Source organism: Ruegeria sp. YTSB088, assembly GCF_059609825.1.
Map to the genome: position 1 here is coordinate 1 of NZ_JBXWMM010000016.1, position 15,749 is coordinate 15,749.

The following is a 15,749-nucleotide window of genomic DNA, read 5'->3' on the forward strand; positions in this document are numbered from 1 at the left end:
ACGGGAATGGCGGCAGCGCAGCGCGGATTTGACAAGTGGTAACGGCGGTGCGTGACGCAGGCCCCGTTACGGCATCTTGTTGCTCGACCATCGAGAACTGCGCCAACTGAGACGCATACTCGGTCGAATCCATCGGCTCCAACGGATCCTGATTCTTTGCCTGCGCTGTTAGCATCAGCAAGAATGTCTCAAAGTCCGAAGTAATCGCAGACTTCTGTGATGCCCCGGCCTTTTGTTGATCCGCAACGGGCTGCGTGGTGTCGACAGGCGTAATCATTGGTCAAAACCTCATGTCGATGCCCCGGCCCGAGGCCAGATTCTGTGGATGGGAAGTTGTGCGATCGATCCGTTCGTGCGGCGCAGCTTCTGAACGTGATGGGGATTGGGTGTCTGGGTCGTCTGCACCCTTTTGATGTGCGCCAGAACCCCAAGAGGTTCCCAGATCAAAGCTCAGATCCCCATAGCCCAGTTTCTGAAACTCTTCTGTCAGAACGGATAAATGACGTCGCATTAATTCGAGGGTTTCCGGACGCTCGGTCGCAATAGTGATTTGCAGGCCGTCCTCCCGGCCATTCAGAACAATGGAAACACGCCCAAGCTCTTCCGGATTCAGCGCAATTTCCGTTGCTCCTGATCCGGTACGTGTCTGGACCGCTGCTGCCAGCTGACCAGCCATCGCCCGGGCGATTTCTGCTCGGGCGGCAGAAGACGGACTCGTGAGTTGAGGCACAGAATCGCGTGAGGTCAGCGGCAAAGGTTCCTCTCTGGCGGCATGCAGGGCCTCAGCCTCGACAACGGGTGCCACCGGTTCGAATTCAACAGCAGTTGCCATCAGCTGAAGCTGCGCCACCGAGGGCGCCCGGTTAGGCGTTGGTGGTTTAGGCGTGAGAATGTTCACTTCGGGCAACAGTTTCTTTTCAGGGTCCAGAGGAAGCGGGATGCCCCCCATTTGTTCGACCGTGCCTTTGGTCTTTACCAGCTGATCAAACACTTGGCCTTTTTCGGTCATGTTTGTCATTTGCGCAGGTTGGGGCGTCGGATCCTGCGCCTTCTGCGAGAGCGGCGGAACCGGGAAAGACGAGTCGCTTTGCAGGGACAATCCTTTTGATACCAATACCTGTGGTTGATCCGGTATTTTTGAGGGTGCTTGATTTGCCTCCGCAATCTGAACCGGCACCATCGTTATCTCGTCTAAGCCGGGGGTTTCGAGGAATACAGAAGGGATTTGCTGTTCACCGGTGTGTTCTGAAATCGGGGAGGGATGGGCCGCTGCTGATGCCTCGGCCGTTGTCCCCGGCACAGGCTCGGGCTCCGCTTCGACATTTGTCAGCTCGGAATTGATGGCAGAGTTTTCGCCTTCAGGAAGGCCAGTGGCACCGACCTCTTGTCCGAGGACGTCCTGAAAGCTCTCCGAGCCAGTGTTTTGGCCCGGAGCTTTACGAGATGTGGCGGCTTTCTCGGTTGAAGTCGGCGTTGCGTTCGCCAGCGTTAGGGGGTTGGGCATTTTGCTCCGGCTCCGTGTGTCTGGTCGGAACACTGCCTGCAGGAAGTTTCGTTTTTTTTAACCGCTTTCGCCTTTGATCGAGAAAGTTCGAGGCAAATTCGGAGAAGGTCATGAAGGTTTCCACCCTTCCTCACGTATCTCAATCACCATCATCCCAAACCCGACTGAAAGATGCGGCCATAGAGCTGGAAGCCGCGTTTCTAGGTGAAATGCTGAAATTTGCCGGGTTGGGCAAGACCCGCCAGTCCTTTGGTGGTGGTGCAGGTGAAGATCAGTTTTCTTCGATGCTTGTTCAACATCAGGCGCAGCAACTGGCCCGGCCCGGTGGCGTGGGCCTTTCCGAAATTCTGTTCAAGTCACTGATGGAGAAAACCGATGACGTCTAAGGCCGATACAGTGTTGATCAAGTCTTTGGAAGAAGTCCTGGATTTGGAACGTGTCGCACTTGTGCAGGGAGATCTGGACCGTTTGTCCAGCATGGCGCCTGAAAAAGAGAAGCTGATCGGCGCAATCAATGATCTTCAGGTGCTGGAAAGCGAGGCACTGATTCGCGTTCAACAGAAAGCCGAACGCAATCAGGCGCTGCTGAACAGCGCGGCTGAAGGCATCCAAGCAGTCGCCAGCCGAATGGCTGAACTGCGGCGTGTTCGGCAGGAATTCAGCACCTATGGTGCAGACGGGCAGCGGAGTGAATTTACGGTTCGTAACACTGCAAAGCTGGAAAAGCGGGCGTAGGCAGAAGTTTGATTCAAATCCGAAATTTCTGGGTTGCGCGTTTTAGCACTCCGTTAGGGGATCGGGTTCAAAAGTGGTGCTGCACCTGAAATCAGCAGGTGGCGCGAACGGCCACGCGGCGCGTCGCACAGGTCAGAAAGACACCAATGCCTGCAAATAGTGCGGGGTGAAAATGGGCAAAATGGCCCGAACGGAAAAGGATGAAAGCTATGTCCAGCATTCTGACAAACAATGGCGCGATGGTTGCGCTGCAAACTCTCAAGTCGGTCAATAAAAACCTGGCGATGACCCAGAACGCAATCTCGACTGGCAAGGATGTCGCAACGGCTAAGGACAACTCGGCAGTATGGGCGATTTCCAAAGTGATGGAGTCGGACGTCAAAGGTTTCAATGCCATCAAGGACAGCCTGGCGCTTGGCGAATCGACCGTCGCCGTTGCCCGAAATGCCGCGGAAACCGTCACTGATCTGCTGACACAGATGAAAGGCAAGATCGTCGCCGCGCAGGAAGACAACGTTGATCGAGGCAAAATCAATGATGACGTGACTGCTCTGAAAGATCAGATCGCGTCCGTTGTCAGCGCAGCGCAGTTCAATGGCCTGAACCTGGTTGACGGCTCTGCCGGTTCCGCATCGGTTCTGGCGTCGTTGGATCGTGACAATACCGGGGCCGTGACCGCATCGTCGATCACCGTTGCAGGGCAGAACCTGTCAACCGGCGGTTATGTCACCAAGCAGGTCTTTGACGGTTCGACCGGCGCATCGACAGGCAACGATCGCGTTGGCGCAACCATCGACAACGGCGCGACCGCTGCAACGGCGCTCGTCACCGACGAATCCAGCGGTGCCTTTGCTGCCGGCGACAAGGTCGTCGTCGCGATTAACGATCAGGTTGTATCCTATACCGTGTCTGCCGAAGACGCTGCTGCGACAACAACCGGTGATCTGGTTGCCGTTGGATTGAAATCGAAGATTGAAGAGCTTGGGATTACCGGTCTGACCGTAGACTATGACTCAGGCACCGCCGGAACCTTGTCTGTCACCAACGGTACGGGCTCTGACATTTCGTTCTCTGCTCAATTCGTGAATGCCGGTGCAGGTGGTCTGGGCGCGCTGGCCGGTATTGATGTCTCGACCGGCGCGGGTGCGACCGCTGCCCTGGCTGCCGTTGAGTCGCTGATCGATACTTCGATCGACGCATCAGCTGCTTTCGGTTCCTCCCAAAGCCGGATCGAGACTCAGAAAGAGTTCATCTCGAACCTGTCCGACTCGTTCAAGTCAGGTATTGGCTCGCTGGTCGATGCGGACATGGAAGAGACGTCCGCGCGACTTCAGGCACTTCAGGTTCAGCAACAGCTGGCAACACAATCGCTTTCGATCGCCAATCAGGCGCCGCAATCGATACTGTCGCTGTTCCGCTAAATCGCGAAACCGGTTGGGGCGCGGTTTTCGCGCCCCATCAATGACTGCCTGAAGACGGCTCTTTGGAAGGATTTCAAGTGACACCACAAACCCTAGCCCATCAAACCTACGCGCAAACCGCCGCGCCAACGCGGACGCCTCGCGATACGGAATACGAAGCGATTTCCAGGATCACACGGCGCCTGAAGGCGGCAACTGCACAAAAGGCAACGGACTTTTCGGCATTTGTTCAGGCCGTACACGAAAACCGGCGGCTATGGGGGGTGCTGGCAACTGGTGTCGCCGATTCCAATAATGCGCTGCCCAACGACCTGAGAGCCAGAATCTTCTACCTTGCTGAATTCACCGAGCAACACAGCAGCCGAGTTTTGGGAGACGGCGCAACCATTGAACCGTTAGTGGAAATCAACACAGCCGTACTGCGCGGATTGCGCCAGATGAGGGCAACTTGATGAGCGGTCTGGTCCTGAAGCTTGCCCCGAAAGAAAGGGTTCTGATCAACGGAGTTGTGATCGAGAACGGGGATCGTCGCGGCCGTTTTTCGATCATGACGCCGCAGGCCAATGTACTGCGACTGCGGGACGCGATTCATCCTGACGAAGTGAACACGCCAGTGCGCCGCGTCTGCTATGCTGCTCAGCTTGTATTGTCCGGCGACATGGAGCCGGGGCAAGCGTGTCAGCAACTGTTGCGGCGCGTGGAAGAGCTGAGCCAGGTTTTTACGGACGCTGATAGCCGACGGGTATTGGCCGAAGCCACTGATGCCCTGGTCGCGGAGCATTATTACAAATGCCTCAAATCCCATCGCTCGCTTCTGCCACGGGAAGAGCGGCTGATGGCTTATCAGCAATGACATTTCAACCAGTCATCCAAAGCGGCGGGATCGTGGGCTGGCGGTTCTTGCAACGTACCTATGAGGGCCAGTTCCAGAGTTTTTCGTCTTCAGCGGTGAATGAGAGAGAGACCAAGTACTTTCTGGACAACATCGGAAAAATTCAATCCGCCAAAGAGCTGGTGTCGGATCGCAGGTTGTTGCAAGTCGCGTTGGGTGCGTTTGGGCTGGAAGGAGATGTGGAAAACCGGTTCTTCATACAGAAAATCCTTGAGGATGGTACTCAGGCGGATGACGCGTTGTCCAATCGATTGGCAGACAAACGATACCGGGAGTTTTCGGATGCCTTTGGATTTGGTCCCGGCGCTGTCCGCAAAACGGCGCTGGCTTCAAACATGGACCAAATCGCTCAGGCCAATTTGACCGCCCGGTTTGAAATTGCTGTTGGCGCATCAGATGAGACGATGCGTATTTCGCTCTATGTACAACGGGAGCTTTCGGATCTCGCCAAAAGCGCCTCCAGCGCAGATACAAAGTGGTTCGATCTGATGGGGCTGCCACCCTTACGCAGCATGATGGAAACCGCACTTGGTTTGCCGTCGTCTTTTGCGCAGCTGGACATTGACAAGCAGCTGGTCGAGTTTAAGGACAGGTTGCTCAAACTGACTGGCTCGGAGGATCTGGCGCAGTTTTCGAATCCAGACTCCATTGAGAAACTGACCGACACTTATTTGGCCAGAAGCCAGATTGCCCAGCTTCAGAGTACGATCTTGCCAGCGCAGACGGCATTGATCTTGCTGGGAGCTGTTTGAACCGGACGTTCTCGGATCGACTTCGTTGATGGGGCTTAGTCGCGACGGCATCACGTCAATCGAAAAACCTGCTTTTCTTGAGCACTGCAAACGGAAGGCCTCAACCGTTCAGAATCTCATCGGCTGCTGTTCGTAAAGCATAAGATCTGACGGGTTGGGACACATTGTGCAGATTGACGTCGCCCAGCGGCACGGCGTTGGAACAGGCCGGTTCGATGTCTTCGGAAACGACAATGCGGTGCCCCTGCGTCTTGCCGAATTCTCCCAAACGCGCTGCGATGTTCGCGGCCTGACCGATAACTGTGAAGTCAAGGCGTTCACGAGACCCCACATTGCCGTAGGTGACACGCCCATAAGCGACGCCGATTGAACAGTCGCAATGCACGTCTGTGCCTTCTTTGCGCAGCTCACCCAAAGTTTCTACGATTTTGATCGCCGAGCGCTGGGCATTGGTGCGGGCTGCACTGGCATTCTCGTCCGTTGCCGGGAAAACGGCCAGCACAGCGTCGCCGATGAATTTCAGAACTTCTCCGTTATTGTCATGAACAATACCCGAGACTGTTTCAAAGAACTCGTTCAGGAGATTGATATACTCGCCCCGGCCCAGCTTCTCTTCCAGGCTTGTTGAATTGCGCAGATCACAGAACATGATTGCGGCGTCGATCTCATCCCCGTCACCCCGCCTGATTTCGCCGCCCAGCACACGCGCGCCGGTACGTTTGCCGACATAGGTTTCCAGCAGGACCTGCGCGTTTTCGCGCTGCATGAACACTTCGTAGAAACGGGCAATGACAGAGGAACATTCAAATACAAGGCCCAGATTTTCGGTAGTGAACCCGTCCGGGTGATCGCAGGTCAGCGTCAGAACATTGGTGCGCCCGTCGGAAAACGGCAAGGGCATGGCCACGTAATCCGTTGCGCCCTTGGCCCGCAAATCCTCCATGATCGGGAAGCTGTTATGCGGGTTCTCATCGTTCAACCTTTGCCGCACGCCACCCAGACCGTTCGAGACATGTCGCAAAGGGCTGTTGATGAACGCCGGGTGATCATAGATTTCGTATGTCGGGGCCCGGGTCAGAATCTCGTCTTCATCTTTTTCCCAGATATAGTGCTTTCCCGCGATAAGCGGGTGCAGAGACCAGGCCAGAATGCTCAGCCGTTGTATCGCGATGCCATGCTCCAGCATCTTCTCAGCCAACGCTTTGGTAAAGCTCTCGGGTGTTGTCGCGGTCGAAGCACCCCGCATCAGCCAATCGATCAGCGGCCCGCTGATACTACCGTCATCGGGTTCGCGAAGGTGGTTTTCGCCCAAATCGATTTTCGTATAGGCGCCGGGCACAAACCCTATGCAGCCTTGTATGGCCACGCTTTCAGGCAGGGCTTCTTCATAGGCCCAGACAGAATTGGCCAGATTTTCGGAACCCAGATTGATGTCGTGGTAAGTGGCAGTGCCTTTGAACGGGCAGAATGTTTGCAGGTCTGTTTCTTCGCTCAGATCAACACAGACATCCGCGCGGGGAACATAGATCGTGGGAGGCAGGCGCGTTTCATACATCACCTTGGCATTTGTACTTTCAGCCAAAAGCACATCGTTTCGGTAAATGGCAATTCTGCCATTCAGCGATTCAACCGATATTCCATACCCATTGATCTTTGGTGCGGCGTGGACGTTCACATGCGACCTCCCTTGCCTGGGGTTGTTCTAGAATGGGGCTTTGCATCGCACATTCCAAGAGGCGGCGAAGGGAAAAGTGCCAACGCATACGGTCACACAGCAAGGCTCAGACCATCTGTATGACGTCTTTTTCGATGGACAGCATATAGCCTTTTTTGGCGATGTTCTTGACCAGAAGCTCACTGACCATCTGGTTGCCAAGCGCATCCCGCAACCGTTTGATCCGCGTCGCGCCCGCAGCTTCGTCGCAATCGGCTGCATTGCGGCCGGAAATCATGGCTTCGATCTGGGCACCGGACAATACCTCGTCATCCAGCCGGGATTCAGCCAGAACCGACAGGGTTTCCATGGCGGCAGGTGTGAGTTTGAAATCCATGTTGTTGAGGTAGACAGTATTTTCTTCGCGGCTGATCAGCAGGGATGTCACTTGAATGCCGGTGCGTTCGATTTGCGCCATGCGCCGGTTCAGCAGAACCAGCATTACCAGAAAGACCAATGCCGAGACCATCATCGCACTGGCGAAAACCAGCAACACGAAGATCACCATCCGATAACTGGACAAGGTGTCCGCGAAGGCGGTGCCAGACTGGGCCAGAATTTCAAGCAACCGGATTTCAGTTTGCGAGGTCAGATCGGCCTCGACGAATAATCGCTCGGCTCGCGCGTTGAATGCGTTGGCGTCGGGCAGGGTCCAGAACAGGAAAACCGCGGCGGTGATCAGAATGGCGACAATAGCCGCGATGCCCAGCACAACCAGCCTGACACCAGACCGACGCGCATCAGAAACGGAGATAGAATTGTCCGGCATTGCCCTTCCTCTGATCCAACCCTTCCGGCCCGAAAACGGACTGCACTTCAAGCAAGGTCCAGCCTGACGCGCGCAGGCGCTGGGCGATTTCTGCACGGGCCTGGCCCTTATCGCAGTTCGAGACCTGAATGACTCCGTAATGCAGACGCAGTGGATTGTCTTTCTTAGCCTTGTAATCCGCGTAGCAATCCGCGGCAGACGCGGTGGAGCCAAGCGATATCAGGACCGTAAAGGTCAGAGAAGAGAGTATCTGTTTCATAGGCCGCATCCTGCGCATGAGTTACTGCGATATTCAATAACCCAAGGGGTTTGCGGCCTCTGATATCCGATAACACCGGGCGGTTATTGCTTGTCTGAGCCGGCCGCCCTCAATGTCAGGGCAATCAGGACGCGCTCCGTCACACGGTCGCCCAAACTCTATGAAGGACACGCATCATGCACAAGAAATTCATCACTTTCATCGTTGTGACCGCAGTTGCAATAACCGGGGTTTCTGCTTCTCAGGCACGGGCTGCTGATGCAAAGGACATTCTTGGCGGGCTGGCTGCCATCGCGATTATCGGTGCCGGGGTTCACTACTATAACAAGGAAAAGAAAAAGGACCGAGCCGCTCGCCACCAGACCTATACCCCTGCGCCTTACACGCCGCAGCCCGTGCGCCCGCTGCCGCCGCGCGTGGCGCGATACGATCTGCCCCAGCGTTGCCTTCGTACATTCAACGGGTACTCACAGGATCATCCGTTACTTGGGCCGAAATGTCTCAAGAAGCACTACAAACATGCCAATAGCCTGCCGCAAGAGTGCAAGGTCGGTTTCTGGAACGGCCAAAAGGTCAAGCGGGCGTATAAACCCGCGTGCCTGCGCCAGAAAGGATACCGTGTCGTTTATCAGTAACATCGGTTGAGCAGGAGCGGTGCCAAAGAAGCGCCGTGTGAGAGAGGGGGGTGTGGGCTGCCCTCTCTTTTTTCTTGCGGCGCTGTGCGAAACGCGGTTTTCCAAGGGTATGACAAAACCAGATTTCGAACTTGAGCAGGCGCTGCTGGACCGGGGCCATTTTCGCATCGCGGGTGTGGATGAGGTCGGGCGCGGCCCTTTGGCGGGACCAGTTGTCGCCGCGGCCGTGATCCTGAACCCACAGGCCATCCCCGAAGGGTTGAATGATTCCAAAAAGCTGACGGCCAGACGTCGGGCCGCGCTGGATGCAGAAATTCGACACAGCGCTGAGTTCGCGGTGGCCGAAGCCTCGGTCGCCGAGATTGACGAGATCAACATCCTGAGGGCATCGCATCTGGCGATGGTACGTGCGGTTGAGACGCTGTCGCCGGCACCTGATTTCCTGCTGATTGACGGAAACATGATTCCGCGCGACCTGAAGATTCCGTCGCAGGCAGTCGTGAAGGGGGATGCACGGTCGGTGTCGATTGCAGCCGCCTCGATCCTTGCGAAAAACTGGCGCGATCAGGTGATGGTGGATTTGGCGCAACAGCACCCGGGATATGGATGGGAAACCAATGCCGGTTATCCGTCAAAACAACACAAGGAAGCGTTGCAAAATCTTGGCGTGACCCCACACCATAGACGTTCGTTCAAGCCGGTGCACAACATCTTGTATCAAGAGTAAATCGTAAGTCGCTGATTCAAAAAAGAAATTGACGGCGAATCGTCTTTGACTCATCCTAGTCTCAACCAAATGAGCGCAAAAGCGCCGTGGACACTTGAGGCAGTGATATGACGACAACCACCAAAAAGGGCGCGAAAGCGCCCCCTTTAAACACGATTCTATCTGGGGACTGCATCGACGTGATGAACAGTCTTCCCGAGGCGTCCGTTGACCTGATCTTTGCGGATCCGCCCTATAATTTGCAGTTGAAAGGCCAACTGCATCGCCCGGATAACAGCCAGGTGGATGCGGTCGACGATCACTGGGATCAGTTTTCCAGCTTCGGCGCGTATGACGAATTCACCCGCGCGTGGTTGAAGGCGGCGCACCGTCTGCTCAAACCAAACGGCGCGATCTGGGTGATTGGCTCTTACCACAACATTTTCCGTGTAGGCTCGGCGTTGCAAGACGCAGGGTACTGGATTCTGAATGACGTTGTCTGGCGCAAATCAAATCCGATGCCCAACTTCCGCGGTAAGCGTTTCACCAACGCGCATGAGACGATGATCTGGGCGTCCAAACGTGAAGGGGCCAAATACACCTTCAACTATGAGGCGCTGAAGGCCCTGAACGAAGGCGTTCAGATGCGCAGCGACTGGGTGCTGCCGATCTGCACCGGGCATGAACGTCTGAAGGATGAAAATGGCGACAAGGCGCATCCGACGCAAAAGCCGGAATCTTTGCTTCATCGCGTACTGATCGGGTCGACCAATCCCGGCGACGTGGTGCTGGACCCGTTCTTCGGCACCGGCACCACTGGTGCGGTTGCCAAGATGCTGGGCCGTGAATTCATTGGCATCGAGCGCGAGGAAAGCTATCGCAAGGTGGCCGAGAAACGTATCGCCAAGGTGCGCAAGTTCGACCGTGAGGCTCTGGAAGTAAGTGCGAGCAAACGTGCCGAGCCGCGTGTTCCGTTCGGGCAGCTGGTCGAGCGCGGCATGCTGCGCCCTGGCGAAGAGCTGTATTCCATGAACCAGCGCCACAAGGCCAAGGTTCGCGCCGATGGCACGCTGGTCGGCGACAACGTCAAAGGCTCGATTCATCAGGTAGGCGCTCATCTGGAAAATGCGCCGTCCTGCAATGGCTGGACCTATTGGTGCTTCAAGCGCGACGGCAAAACGGTTCCGATCGATGTCCTGCGTCAGCAGATCCGGGCCGAGATGAACTGATTTCAAGAACACCGCCGGTGCCTGTGGCCTGACACAAGGCACTACGCCTTGCCCCGCCGATCCTACGGCGGGGTCTTTTGTTTTTGGATCAACAGTGATTGCATGAAGACAACCCTGACACTGCAAGAAAGATCACGGCCATGACCGAGACAACCGCGCAGCCCCGCCGCAGTCTGTTTTTCACGGAACCTGACACGTTCGATCTGGACAACAAGTACACGGAGGCCGCGTTAGAGCGGCACAAGCGCGAAGGGCTTGAACTGGCTGTACGCGCGCGCTGGGTGGCCATGGCCCTGACCGGGGCTCTGCTTATTTTTCTGAACCCGCAATGGGATGTGCTGTGGTATCATTTCATCCTGCTGCTGATCTGTGCCAATGGATGGCTGATCCGTAGCGCGGGCCGGGTGGGGCAATCCCGGGTCGAGCTTCTTTTGATCTTTGTTGATCTGTTGATCATGACCCTTGGGATGATCGTACCCAACCCGTTCAGCGATGATGTCCGTCCGCTGGCCATGCAATATCGGTTTGACAACTTTCAGTATTTTTTCGTCATTCTGGCGGCTGGAACCTTGGCTTATTCCTGGCGTACGGTGATTGCCATCGGTTCGTGGACGGCAATGATGTGGACGATCGGTTGGATCGTCGCCTGGTGGGTGGCCACGCCTATTCCGGAGATCAGCGAAAAGGTCGCAGAGGCCTTGCAGGGCTACCCGGATGTCGCCGAGCTGTTGGATCCCAACAGTTTCATGATCCCTCAACGTATTCAGCAGGTTATCGTGTTCATGATGGTTGCAGTAACGCTGGGCATCTCGATGCGGCGACTCAATCAATTGTTGATGAACAACGCGGGGCTGGAAAGGGAACGGGCCAATCTGTCACGGTATTTCTCGCCCAATGTGGTAGATGAGCTCAGTCAGAACGATGAACCGCTGAAACAAGTCCGTAAAGCGGATGTGGCCGTTCTGTTCATCGATATTGTCGGGTTCACCAAATACGCCGCCGGACGGGATCCCTATGAGGTGATCGAGGTGCTGCGCGGGTTTCATGCCCGTATGGAAACCGAGGTATTCCGGCACCATGGGACATTGGACAAATATCTGGGCGACGGTTTGATGGCGACCTTTGGCACGCCGGTGCCAACGCCGCTGGACGCGAGCAATGCCCTGGAATGCGCCCGTGCGATGGTGGGTGGAATCGACCGTTGGAATCTGGAACGCCGCAGGGCCGGAGAGCCCGAAATCCATGTCGGCGTTGGGGTGCATTACGGCTCGGTCGTACTTGGGGACATCGGTGCCAACCGGTTGGAATTCGCGGTGATTGGCGATGCGGTCAATGTGGCTGCCAAGCTTGAAGCGCTGACGCGAGATTTCAAGGCGCGTGTCATTGTCAGCGATGCCGTGCGCCTGCGAGTTGCGGAAGAAAACCCGTCGATGTCGGAGGCCATGGCCGGTTTTGTCGCCTATCGCGACCAATCCGTTCGAGGGGTCGAGGCACCTATGGATGTCTGGGTGATGAAAAGCTGAGGTCCTCCCGCCCGTCAGAACCGCATCGAGGATGCGGTGCAGACAGTTGGGCCAAGCAGCGCGCCTGTGCGCGCTGCGGTCACGCTTTGGGCATGGGGTTCAGAGATTTGTTGTAGGGGTGCCAGTCGGTGATCTCGGGATAATAGTGGCGTCGCCACGCGCGAACGCGCGGGTTCATGACTCGCCGCCACAGCGGAGGGATCATCGCGGCCACGGTCATGACGGGATAGCCATAAGGTAATTGCGGGGCTGTGTCCGACGCGTGATGTTGCAGCAGCGGAAACCGGCGGTTGGGTTTGTAATGGTGGTCCGAATGGCGCTGAAGGTTGATCAGCAACCAGTTCGACGCTTTCTGCGAGGCATTCCACGAATGGCGTGGCAGGACATGCTCGTACCGTCCGTCGCCCAGGTGTTTTCGGGTCAGGCCGTAATGTTCCACGTAGTTGACCAGCTCGAGCTGCCAGATCGCGACACCAGCCTGTAGCAGAAACAGCGCCACGCCGGACCATCCTCCGATCAGGCCGGCCAATACCAGCATCCCACCCTGCAGCGCCCAGTACCGCCAGAACGGGTTTGATCGATCTGTCCACGGTCTTTCGACGCGGGCTAGCTTGTCGCGCTCGGCGCTGAAGGCCGAAACCCAGCATTGCCACAGAACGCGGGGATAGAAGCGATGAAACCCTTCGTTGTAGCGCGCCGTTACCGGATCGCGCGGGGTGCCGACATGGCGGTGATGGACCAACAGGTGCTCGGACCGAAAATGAGAATACAGCACCATGGCAAGAAGTATGTCACCCAGCCAGCGTTCCAAGCGGCTTTTCTGGTGCATCAACTCGTGGCTGTAATTAATCCCAATCGTGCCCGAAATGACGCCCATGCCAAAGAAGAGGCCGATTTTCTCAAGCGTTGACAGATGGGTGTTGTGGGTTGCGTACCAGATCAGACCAAAAAGGGTGATGAACTGGATCGGGACCCAGAGTTTTGTCAGCAAAATGTACCATTGCAGCGCCGTGTCAGGTGCCTCGGGGTCGGCGTTTTGAGTGTTGAGCCCGGTGATCCGGTCCATCACTGCAAAGACCCACCAGGTTGCGGCAGGAACCAGCAGCAGTGACCATCCACCGGTAGCAGCTGAAAACCAGACCAGCGGAACCAACAGCAGCGACACCCAGAAAGGAGATGCAGATTGCCAGCGGGACAATGTGCCTGTTGCGATCATCTTTTCTGCTCCGACTTTATGAGCATACCCTAGCCATGACCTGAAGACTTGCACAGCGGACTTATTGTCCTCTCCACAGATCAAAGACCTTTCGCATTACTGTTGGCAGGTCGCTGGGTCTGAAGCTGTGCTTGTCTACCACGGTCAGATGTTTGGGTACGTCCCGATGGACGGCATCCGTGCTCCAGATCCGCAGAATCAGGTGGAAATGTGTAAACGTGTGGCGCACTTCGCCCGGCAAGATTTTCCATGTCGAAGGGAACGGGGCACGTTCGGTGGGGTCATCGTTCCATTCTGATCCGGGCCAACCCAGCATTCCGCCCAGCAGACCTTTGTCAGGCCGGCGTTCCAGCACCATGGCACCGTCTGCCATACGCGCGACATACACGTGCCCATAGCGGGTCGGCTTGGGTTTTTTGGGTGTTTTTCTTGGCAGGTCGGCTTGGGTTCCTGCGACGCGACTCTGGCAGGGTTCACGCAGGGGGCAGATGCCGCAAGCCGGTGACTTCGGCGTGCAGATGGTGGCCCCCAAGTCCATGACCGCCTGCGCGTAATCGCCAGGGCGTGAGGTCGGAGTCAGAGCCGACGCTTTTTCTTTCAGCACGGGTTTGGAGCCGGGCAACGGGTCGTGAATGTCATAGAACCGGGCCATGACCCGTTCGACGTTTCCGTCCAGCACGGTTTCGGGCTGATCGAATGCAATGGCCGAGATCGCAGCCGCTGTATAGGGGCCAATACCGGGTAGTTCCAGCAGGGCTTCAAAGTTGTCGGGAAACCGGCCATCGTGATCCTGCGTGACAGCACGCGCGCATTTCAACAGATTGCGGGCGCGAGCGTAGTAGCCAAGCCCGGCCCATTCTCCCATGATCTGTTCGTCCGGTGCGGCGGCCAGGGCCTGAACCGTGGGCCAAAGGGTGTTGAAACGCAGGAAATAGTCACGCACCGCCGCAACTGTTGTTTGCTGTAGCATCACTTCGGACAACCAGACCCGATACGGGTCCGGACGAATGCCGGCGGCGCGATCCGCCGGACCCGTGCGCCATGGCATTTCGCGGGCGTGGCGGTCGTACCACTCCAGCAACGCATCACTGACGGTCAATTCAGCAGAGTCACGCAAGTTTTATCCATCTCCCTGTCGGGTTTCTCTGGCACCCGGTGCCCTGCTCAGTACAATAGAGGTGTAGGAGCTGGAAACCAGATGCAACGCAGACGTTCTTCGACCCGTGGGTTCAAACGCACCGCGTCCTTGCTGAACGATCAGATCAGGCGCGCCGGGGAAAGCCGGGGTTTTGCCGTCTCTCGGCTTTTGACCCATTGGGCCGAGATCGTCGGCCAGGAAATCGCCGCCATCGCACGCCCAGTCAAAGTGGGTTATGGCAAGGGCGGTTTTGGTGCGACCCTGACCGTTCTGACGACCGGGCCACAGGCTCCGATGCTGGAAATGCAGAAGGAACAGCTTCGCGGCAAGGTGAATGCGGTCTATGGCTATAACGCCATCAGCCGCGTCCGCATTACCCAGACCGCTCCGACCGGATTTGCCGAGGGGCAGGCCAGTTTCGACCACAAGCCGAAGCAGGCTAAACCCAAGATTGCGCCTGACATTGCCGCCGAGGCTGACAAAGTGTCACGCAATGTAAATGATGAAGATTTGCGCGCGGCCCTTGAACGTCTCGGGCGCAACGTTTTATCCAAACAGAAACGCTAAGAAAGGGCTGAGAATGAGCCGTATTGCAACCGTAATCTGTGCGGCTGTCGCCGTAGCCGCTGGCGGCTATTGGCTGACACAGTCGAACACCAACGTCACCCTTCCGCTGGTCAGTGCTGCCGAAGCGCAGGAGGCAGACCTGGATACTTCGACGATCGTCGATATGGTCCAGGGCGCTGAGGATGCGCCTGTCGAAATCATCGAATATGCATCCTATACCTGCCCGCATTGCGCAAATTTCCACACTGGCGCCTATAAGCAACTCAAGAAAGACTTCATCGACACCGGCAAGGTCAAATTTACCTACCGTGAAGTCTATTTTGACCGCTACGGCCTTTGGGCATCGATGGTGGCCCGCTGCGCCGGCCCCGAGAAGTTCTTCGGTATCACAGACCTGATCTACGAAGGGCAAGCCGAATGGTCACGTGCTGGTGGTCCGGCCGAGATCGTGGACGAGCTGCGCAAGATCGGTCGTCTGGCCGGTATCGATGGCGACCAGCTTGAGGCTTGCCTGCAAGATGGCACCAAGGCGCGGACATTGGCTGCGTGGTATCAGGAAAACGCCGAACGTGATGGCATCCAGGCGACTCCGTCGTTCCTTGTGAACGGCAAGAAAGTCGACAACCAGTCCTACGCTGACTTCAAAAAGCTGATCGAAGACGAATTGGGTGGCTAACCACCCTTTTCCG

General features: G+C 56.6%; 19 protein-coding genes. 12 read left to right on the plus strand and 7 right to left on the minus strand.

The window, feature by feature from the left end:
- Together AC2FFA_RS19965 and AC2FFA_RS19970 are read right to left on the minus strand one after the other, a co-directional pair.
- Positions 1-277: flagellar hook capping FlgD N-terminal domain-containing protein (locus AC2FFA_RS19965; RefSeq protein WP_496852974.1), on the minus strand; the 277-nt coding region annotated here is incomplete at its 3' end.
- A gap of 3 nt (positions 278-280) precedes the next feature.
- Positions 281-1,504 carry a flagellar hook-length control protein FliK gene (locus tag AC2FFA_RS19970; protein ID WP_496852976.1) on the minus strand — a complete coding sequence of 408 codons (1,224 nt, stop codon included), beginning with the start codon at positions 1,502-1,504 and terminating at the stop codon, positions 281-283.
- A 110-nt stretch (positions 1,505-1,614) separates the two neighbouring features.
- Here AC2FFA_RS19970 and AC2FFA_RS19975 point away from each other — a divergent pair, with 110 nt between their 5' ends.
- The 6 genes from AC2FFA_RS19975 (at position 1,615) to AC2FFA_RS20000 (ending at position 5,304) form a co-directional block, all read left to right on the plus strand.
- A complete protein-coding gene (locus AC2FFA_RS19975) occupies positions 1,615-1,890 on the plus strand; it encodes a rod-binding protein (protein WP_496852977.1) in 276 nt (91 codons plus the stop codon).
- Entirely contained in the window at positions 1,880-2,239 is a 360-nt protein-coding gene (locus tag AC2FFA_RS19980) for a flagellar biosynthesis protein FlgN (protein WP_496852979.1), read from the plus strand. The genes AC2FFA_RS19975 and AC2FFA_RS19980 overlap by 11 nt, the downstream gene beginning before the upstream one ends.
- Before the next feature lie 209 nt (positions 2,240-2,448).
- Complete coding sequence (locus AC2FFA_RS19985; protein WP_496852981.1) at positions 2,449-3,660, plus strand: flagellin N-terminal helical domain-containing protein; 1,212 nt, start codon at positions 2,449-2,451, stop codon at positions 3,658-3,660.
- Between the two features lie 77 nt (positions 3,661-3,737).
- A complete protein-coding gene (gene flaF / locus AC2FFA_RS19990; protein WP_496852983.1) occupies positions 3,738-4,112 on the plus strand; it encodes a flagellar biosynthesis regulator FlaF in 375 nt (124 codons plus the stop codon).
- Entirely contained in the window at positions 4,112-4,513 is a 402-nt protein-coding gene (gene flbT / locus AC2FFA_RS19995) for a flagellar biosynthesis repressor FlbT (RefSeq protein WP_496852985.1), read from the plus strand. The genes flaF and flbT overlap by 1 nt, the downstream gene beginning before the upstream one ends.
- Positions 4,510-5,304, plus strand: a complete 795-nt coding sequence (locus AC2FFA_RS20000) for a DUF1217 domain-containing protein (RefSeq protein WP_496852986.1) — start codon at positions 4,510-4,512, stop codon at positions 5,302-5,304. The genes flbT and AC2FFA_RS20000 overlap by 4 nt, the downstream gene beginning before the upstream one ends.
- A 100-nt stretch (positions 5,305-5,404) precedes the next feature.
- Here the strand turns inward: AC2FFA_RS20000 and AC2FFA_RS20005 are convergent, their stop codons facing one another.
- The 3 genes from AC2FFA_RS20005 to AC2FFA_RS20015 all read right to left on the minus strand — a co-directional run bounded on the left by AC2FFA_RS20005 (position 5,405) and on the right by AC2FFA_RS20015 (position 8,046).
- On the minus strand, positions 5,405-6,979 hold the full coding sequence (locus tag AC2FFA_RS20005) for a DUF427 domain-containing protein (RefSeq protein ID WP_496852987.1): 1,575 nt from the start codon (positions 6,977-6,979) through the stop codon (positions 5,405-5,407).
- Positions 6,980-7,085: 106 nt separating this feature from the next.
- Positions 7,086-7,787 (minus strand): winged helix-turn-helix domain-containing protein, encoded by a 702-nt coding sequence (locus AC2FFA_RS20010; protein WP_496852988.1) that lies wholly within the window; start codon positions 7,785-7,787, stop codon positions 7,086-7,088.
- Positions 7,759-8,046, minus strand: a complete 288-nt coding sequence (locus tag AC2FFA_RS20015) for a hypothetical protein (RefSeq protein WP_117871995.1) — start codon at positions 8,044-8,046, stop codon at positions 7,759-7,761. The genes AC2FFA_RS20010 and AC2FFA_RS20015 overlap by 29 nt, the downstream gene beginning before the upstream one ends.
- A 176-nt stretch (positions 8,047-8,222) precedes the next feature.
- Here AC2FFA_RS20015 and AC2FFA_RS20020 point away from each other — a divergent pair, with 176 nt between their 5' ends.
- The 4 genes from AC2FFA_RS20020 to AC2FFA_RS20035 all read left to right on the plus strand — a co-directional run bounded on the left by AC2FFA_RS20020 (position 8,223) and on the right by AC2FFA_RS20035 (position 12,139).
- The gene (locus AC2FFA_RS20020; RefSeq protein WP_496852989.1) at positions 8,223-8,681 is read left to right on the plus strand and encodes a hypothetical protein; all 459 of its coding nucleotides are present in this window, start codon (positions 8,223-8,225) and stop codon (positions 8,679-8,681) included.
- A 109-nt stretch (positions 8,682-8,790) separates the two neighbouring features.
- Entirely contained in the window at positions 8,791-9,408 is a 618-nt protein-coding gene (rnhB, locus tag AC2FFA_RS20025; RefSeq protein WP_496852990.1) for a ribonuclease HII, read from the plus strand.
- Positions 9,409-9,515: 107 nt separating this feature from the next.
- On the plus strand, positions 9,516-10,616 hold the full coding sequence (locus tag AC2FFA_RS20030) for a site-specific DNA-methyltransferase (protein WP_117871999.1): 1,101 nt from the start codon (positions 9,516-9,518) through the stop codon (positions 10,614-10,616).
- Between the two features lie 140 nt (positions 10,617-10,756).
- Positions 10,757-12,139 (plus strand): adenylate/guanylate cyclase domain-containing protein, encoded by a 1,383-nt coding sequence (locus AC2FFA_RS20035; protein WP_117872952.1) that lies wholly within the window; start codon positions 10,757-10,759, stop codon positions 12,137-12,139.
- Positions 12,140-12,218: 79 nt separating this feature from the next.
- Here AC2FFA_RS20035 and AC2FFA_RS20040 read toward each other — a convergent pair whose 3' ends face one another.
- Positions 12,219-13,355: an alkane 1-monooxygenase gene (locus tag AC2FFA_RS20040; RefSeq protein WP_496852992.1), complete on the minus strand. Its 1,137-nt coding sequence runs from the start codon at positions 13,353-13,355 to the stop codon at positions 12,219-12,221.
- A gap of 61 nt (positions 13,356-13,416) precedes the next feature.
- Positions 13,417-14,472 (minus strand): A/G-specific adenine glycosylase, encoded by a 1,056-nt coding sequence (gene mutY / locus AC2FFA_RS20045; protein WP_496852993.1) that lies wholly within the window; start codon positions 14,470-14,472, stop codon positions 13,417-13,419.
- A gap of 81 nt (positions 14,473-14,553) precedes the next feature.
- Between mutY and AC2FFA_RS20050 the strand changes: the two genes are divergently transcribed.
- A complete protein-coding gene (locus tag AC2FFA_RS20050) occupies positions 14,554-15,060 on the plus strand; it encodes a DUF721 domain-containing protein (RefSeq protein WP_117872004.1) in 507 nt (168 codons plus the stop codon).
- 13 nt (positions 15,061-15,073) lie between these two features.
- Entirely contained in the window at positions 15,074-15,736 is a 663-nt protein-coding gene (locus AC2FFA_RS20055; RefSeq protein ID WP_496675459.1) for a DsbA family protein, read from the plus strand.
- The last annotated feature ends 13 nt before the right edge of the window (positions 15,737-15,749 follow it).

Excerpts from the sequence above, each read along its gene's own strand:
- AC2FFA_RS20010 (WP_496852988.1), bottom strand. The coding sequence starts at position 7,787 with ATGCCGGACAATTCTATCTCCGTTTCTGATGCGCGTCGGTCTGGTGTC.
- AC2FFA_RS20000 (WP_496852986.1), top strand. The coding sequence starts at position 4,510 with ATGACATTTCAACCAGTCATCCAAAGCGGCGGGATCGTGGGCTGGCGG.
- AC2FFA_RS19975 (WP_496852977.1), top strand. The coding sequence starts at position 1,615 with ATGAAGGTTTCCACCCTTCCTCACGTATCTCAATCACCATCATCCCAA.
- AC2FFA_RS20050 (WP_117872004.1), top strand. The coding sequence starts at position 14,554 with ATGCAACGCAGACGTTCTTCGACCCGTGGGTTCAAACGCACCGCGTCC.
- rnhB (WP_496852990.1), top strand. The coding sequence starts at position 8,791 with ATGACAAAACCAGATTTCGAACTTGAGCAGGCGCTGCTGGACCGGGGC.
- AC2FFA_RS20030 (WP_117871999.1), top strand. The coding sequence starts at position 9,516 with ATGACGACAACCACCAAAAAGGGCGCGAAAGCGCCCCCTTTAAACACG.
- flbT (WP_496852985.1), top strand. The coding sequence starts at position 4,112 with ATGAGCGGTCTGGTCCTGAAGCTTGCCCCGAAAGAAAGGGTTCTGATC.
- AC2FFA_RS20040 (WP_496852992.1), bottom strand. The coding sequence starts at position 13,355 with ATGATCGCAACAGGCACATTGTCCCGCTGGCAATCTGCATCTCCTTTC.
- AC2FFA_RS20020 (WP_496852989.1), top strand. The coding sequence starts at position 8,223 with ATGCACAAGAAATTCATCACTTTCATCGTTGTGACCGCAGTTGCAATA.
- AC2FFA_RS19985 (WP_496852981.1), top strand. The coding sequence starts at position 2,449 with ATGTCCAGCATTCTGACAAACAATGGCGCGATGGTTGCGCTGCAAACT.
- AC2FFA_RS19970 (WP_496852976.1), bottom strand. The coding sequence starts at position 1,504 with ATGCCCAACCCCCTAACGCTGGCGAACGCAACGCCGACTTCAACCGAG.
- AC2FFA_RS20035 (WP_117872952.1), top strand. The coding sequence starts at position 10,757 with ATGACCGAGACAACCGCGCAGCCCCGCCGCAGTCTGTTTTTCACGGAA.
- AC2FFA_RS19980 (WP_496852979.1), top strand. The coding sequence starts at position 1,880 with ATGACGTCTAAGGCCGATACAGTGTTGATCAAGTCTTTGGAAGAAGTC.
- AC2FFA_RS20055 (WP_496675459.1), top strand. The coding sequence starts at position 15,074 with ATGAGCCGTATTGCAACCGTAATCTGTGCGGCTGTCGCCGTAGCCGCT.
- AC2FFA_RS20015 (WP_117871995.1), bottom strand. The coding sequence starts at position 8,046 with ATGAAACAGATACTCTCTTCTCTGACCTTTACGGTCCTGATATCGCTT.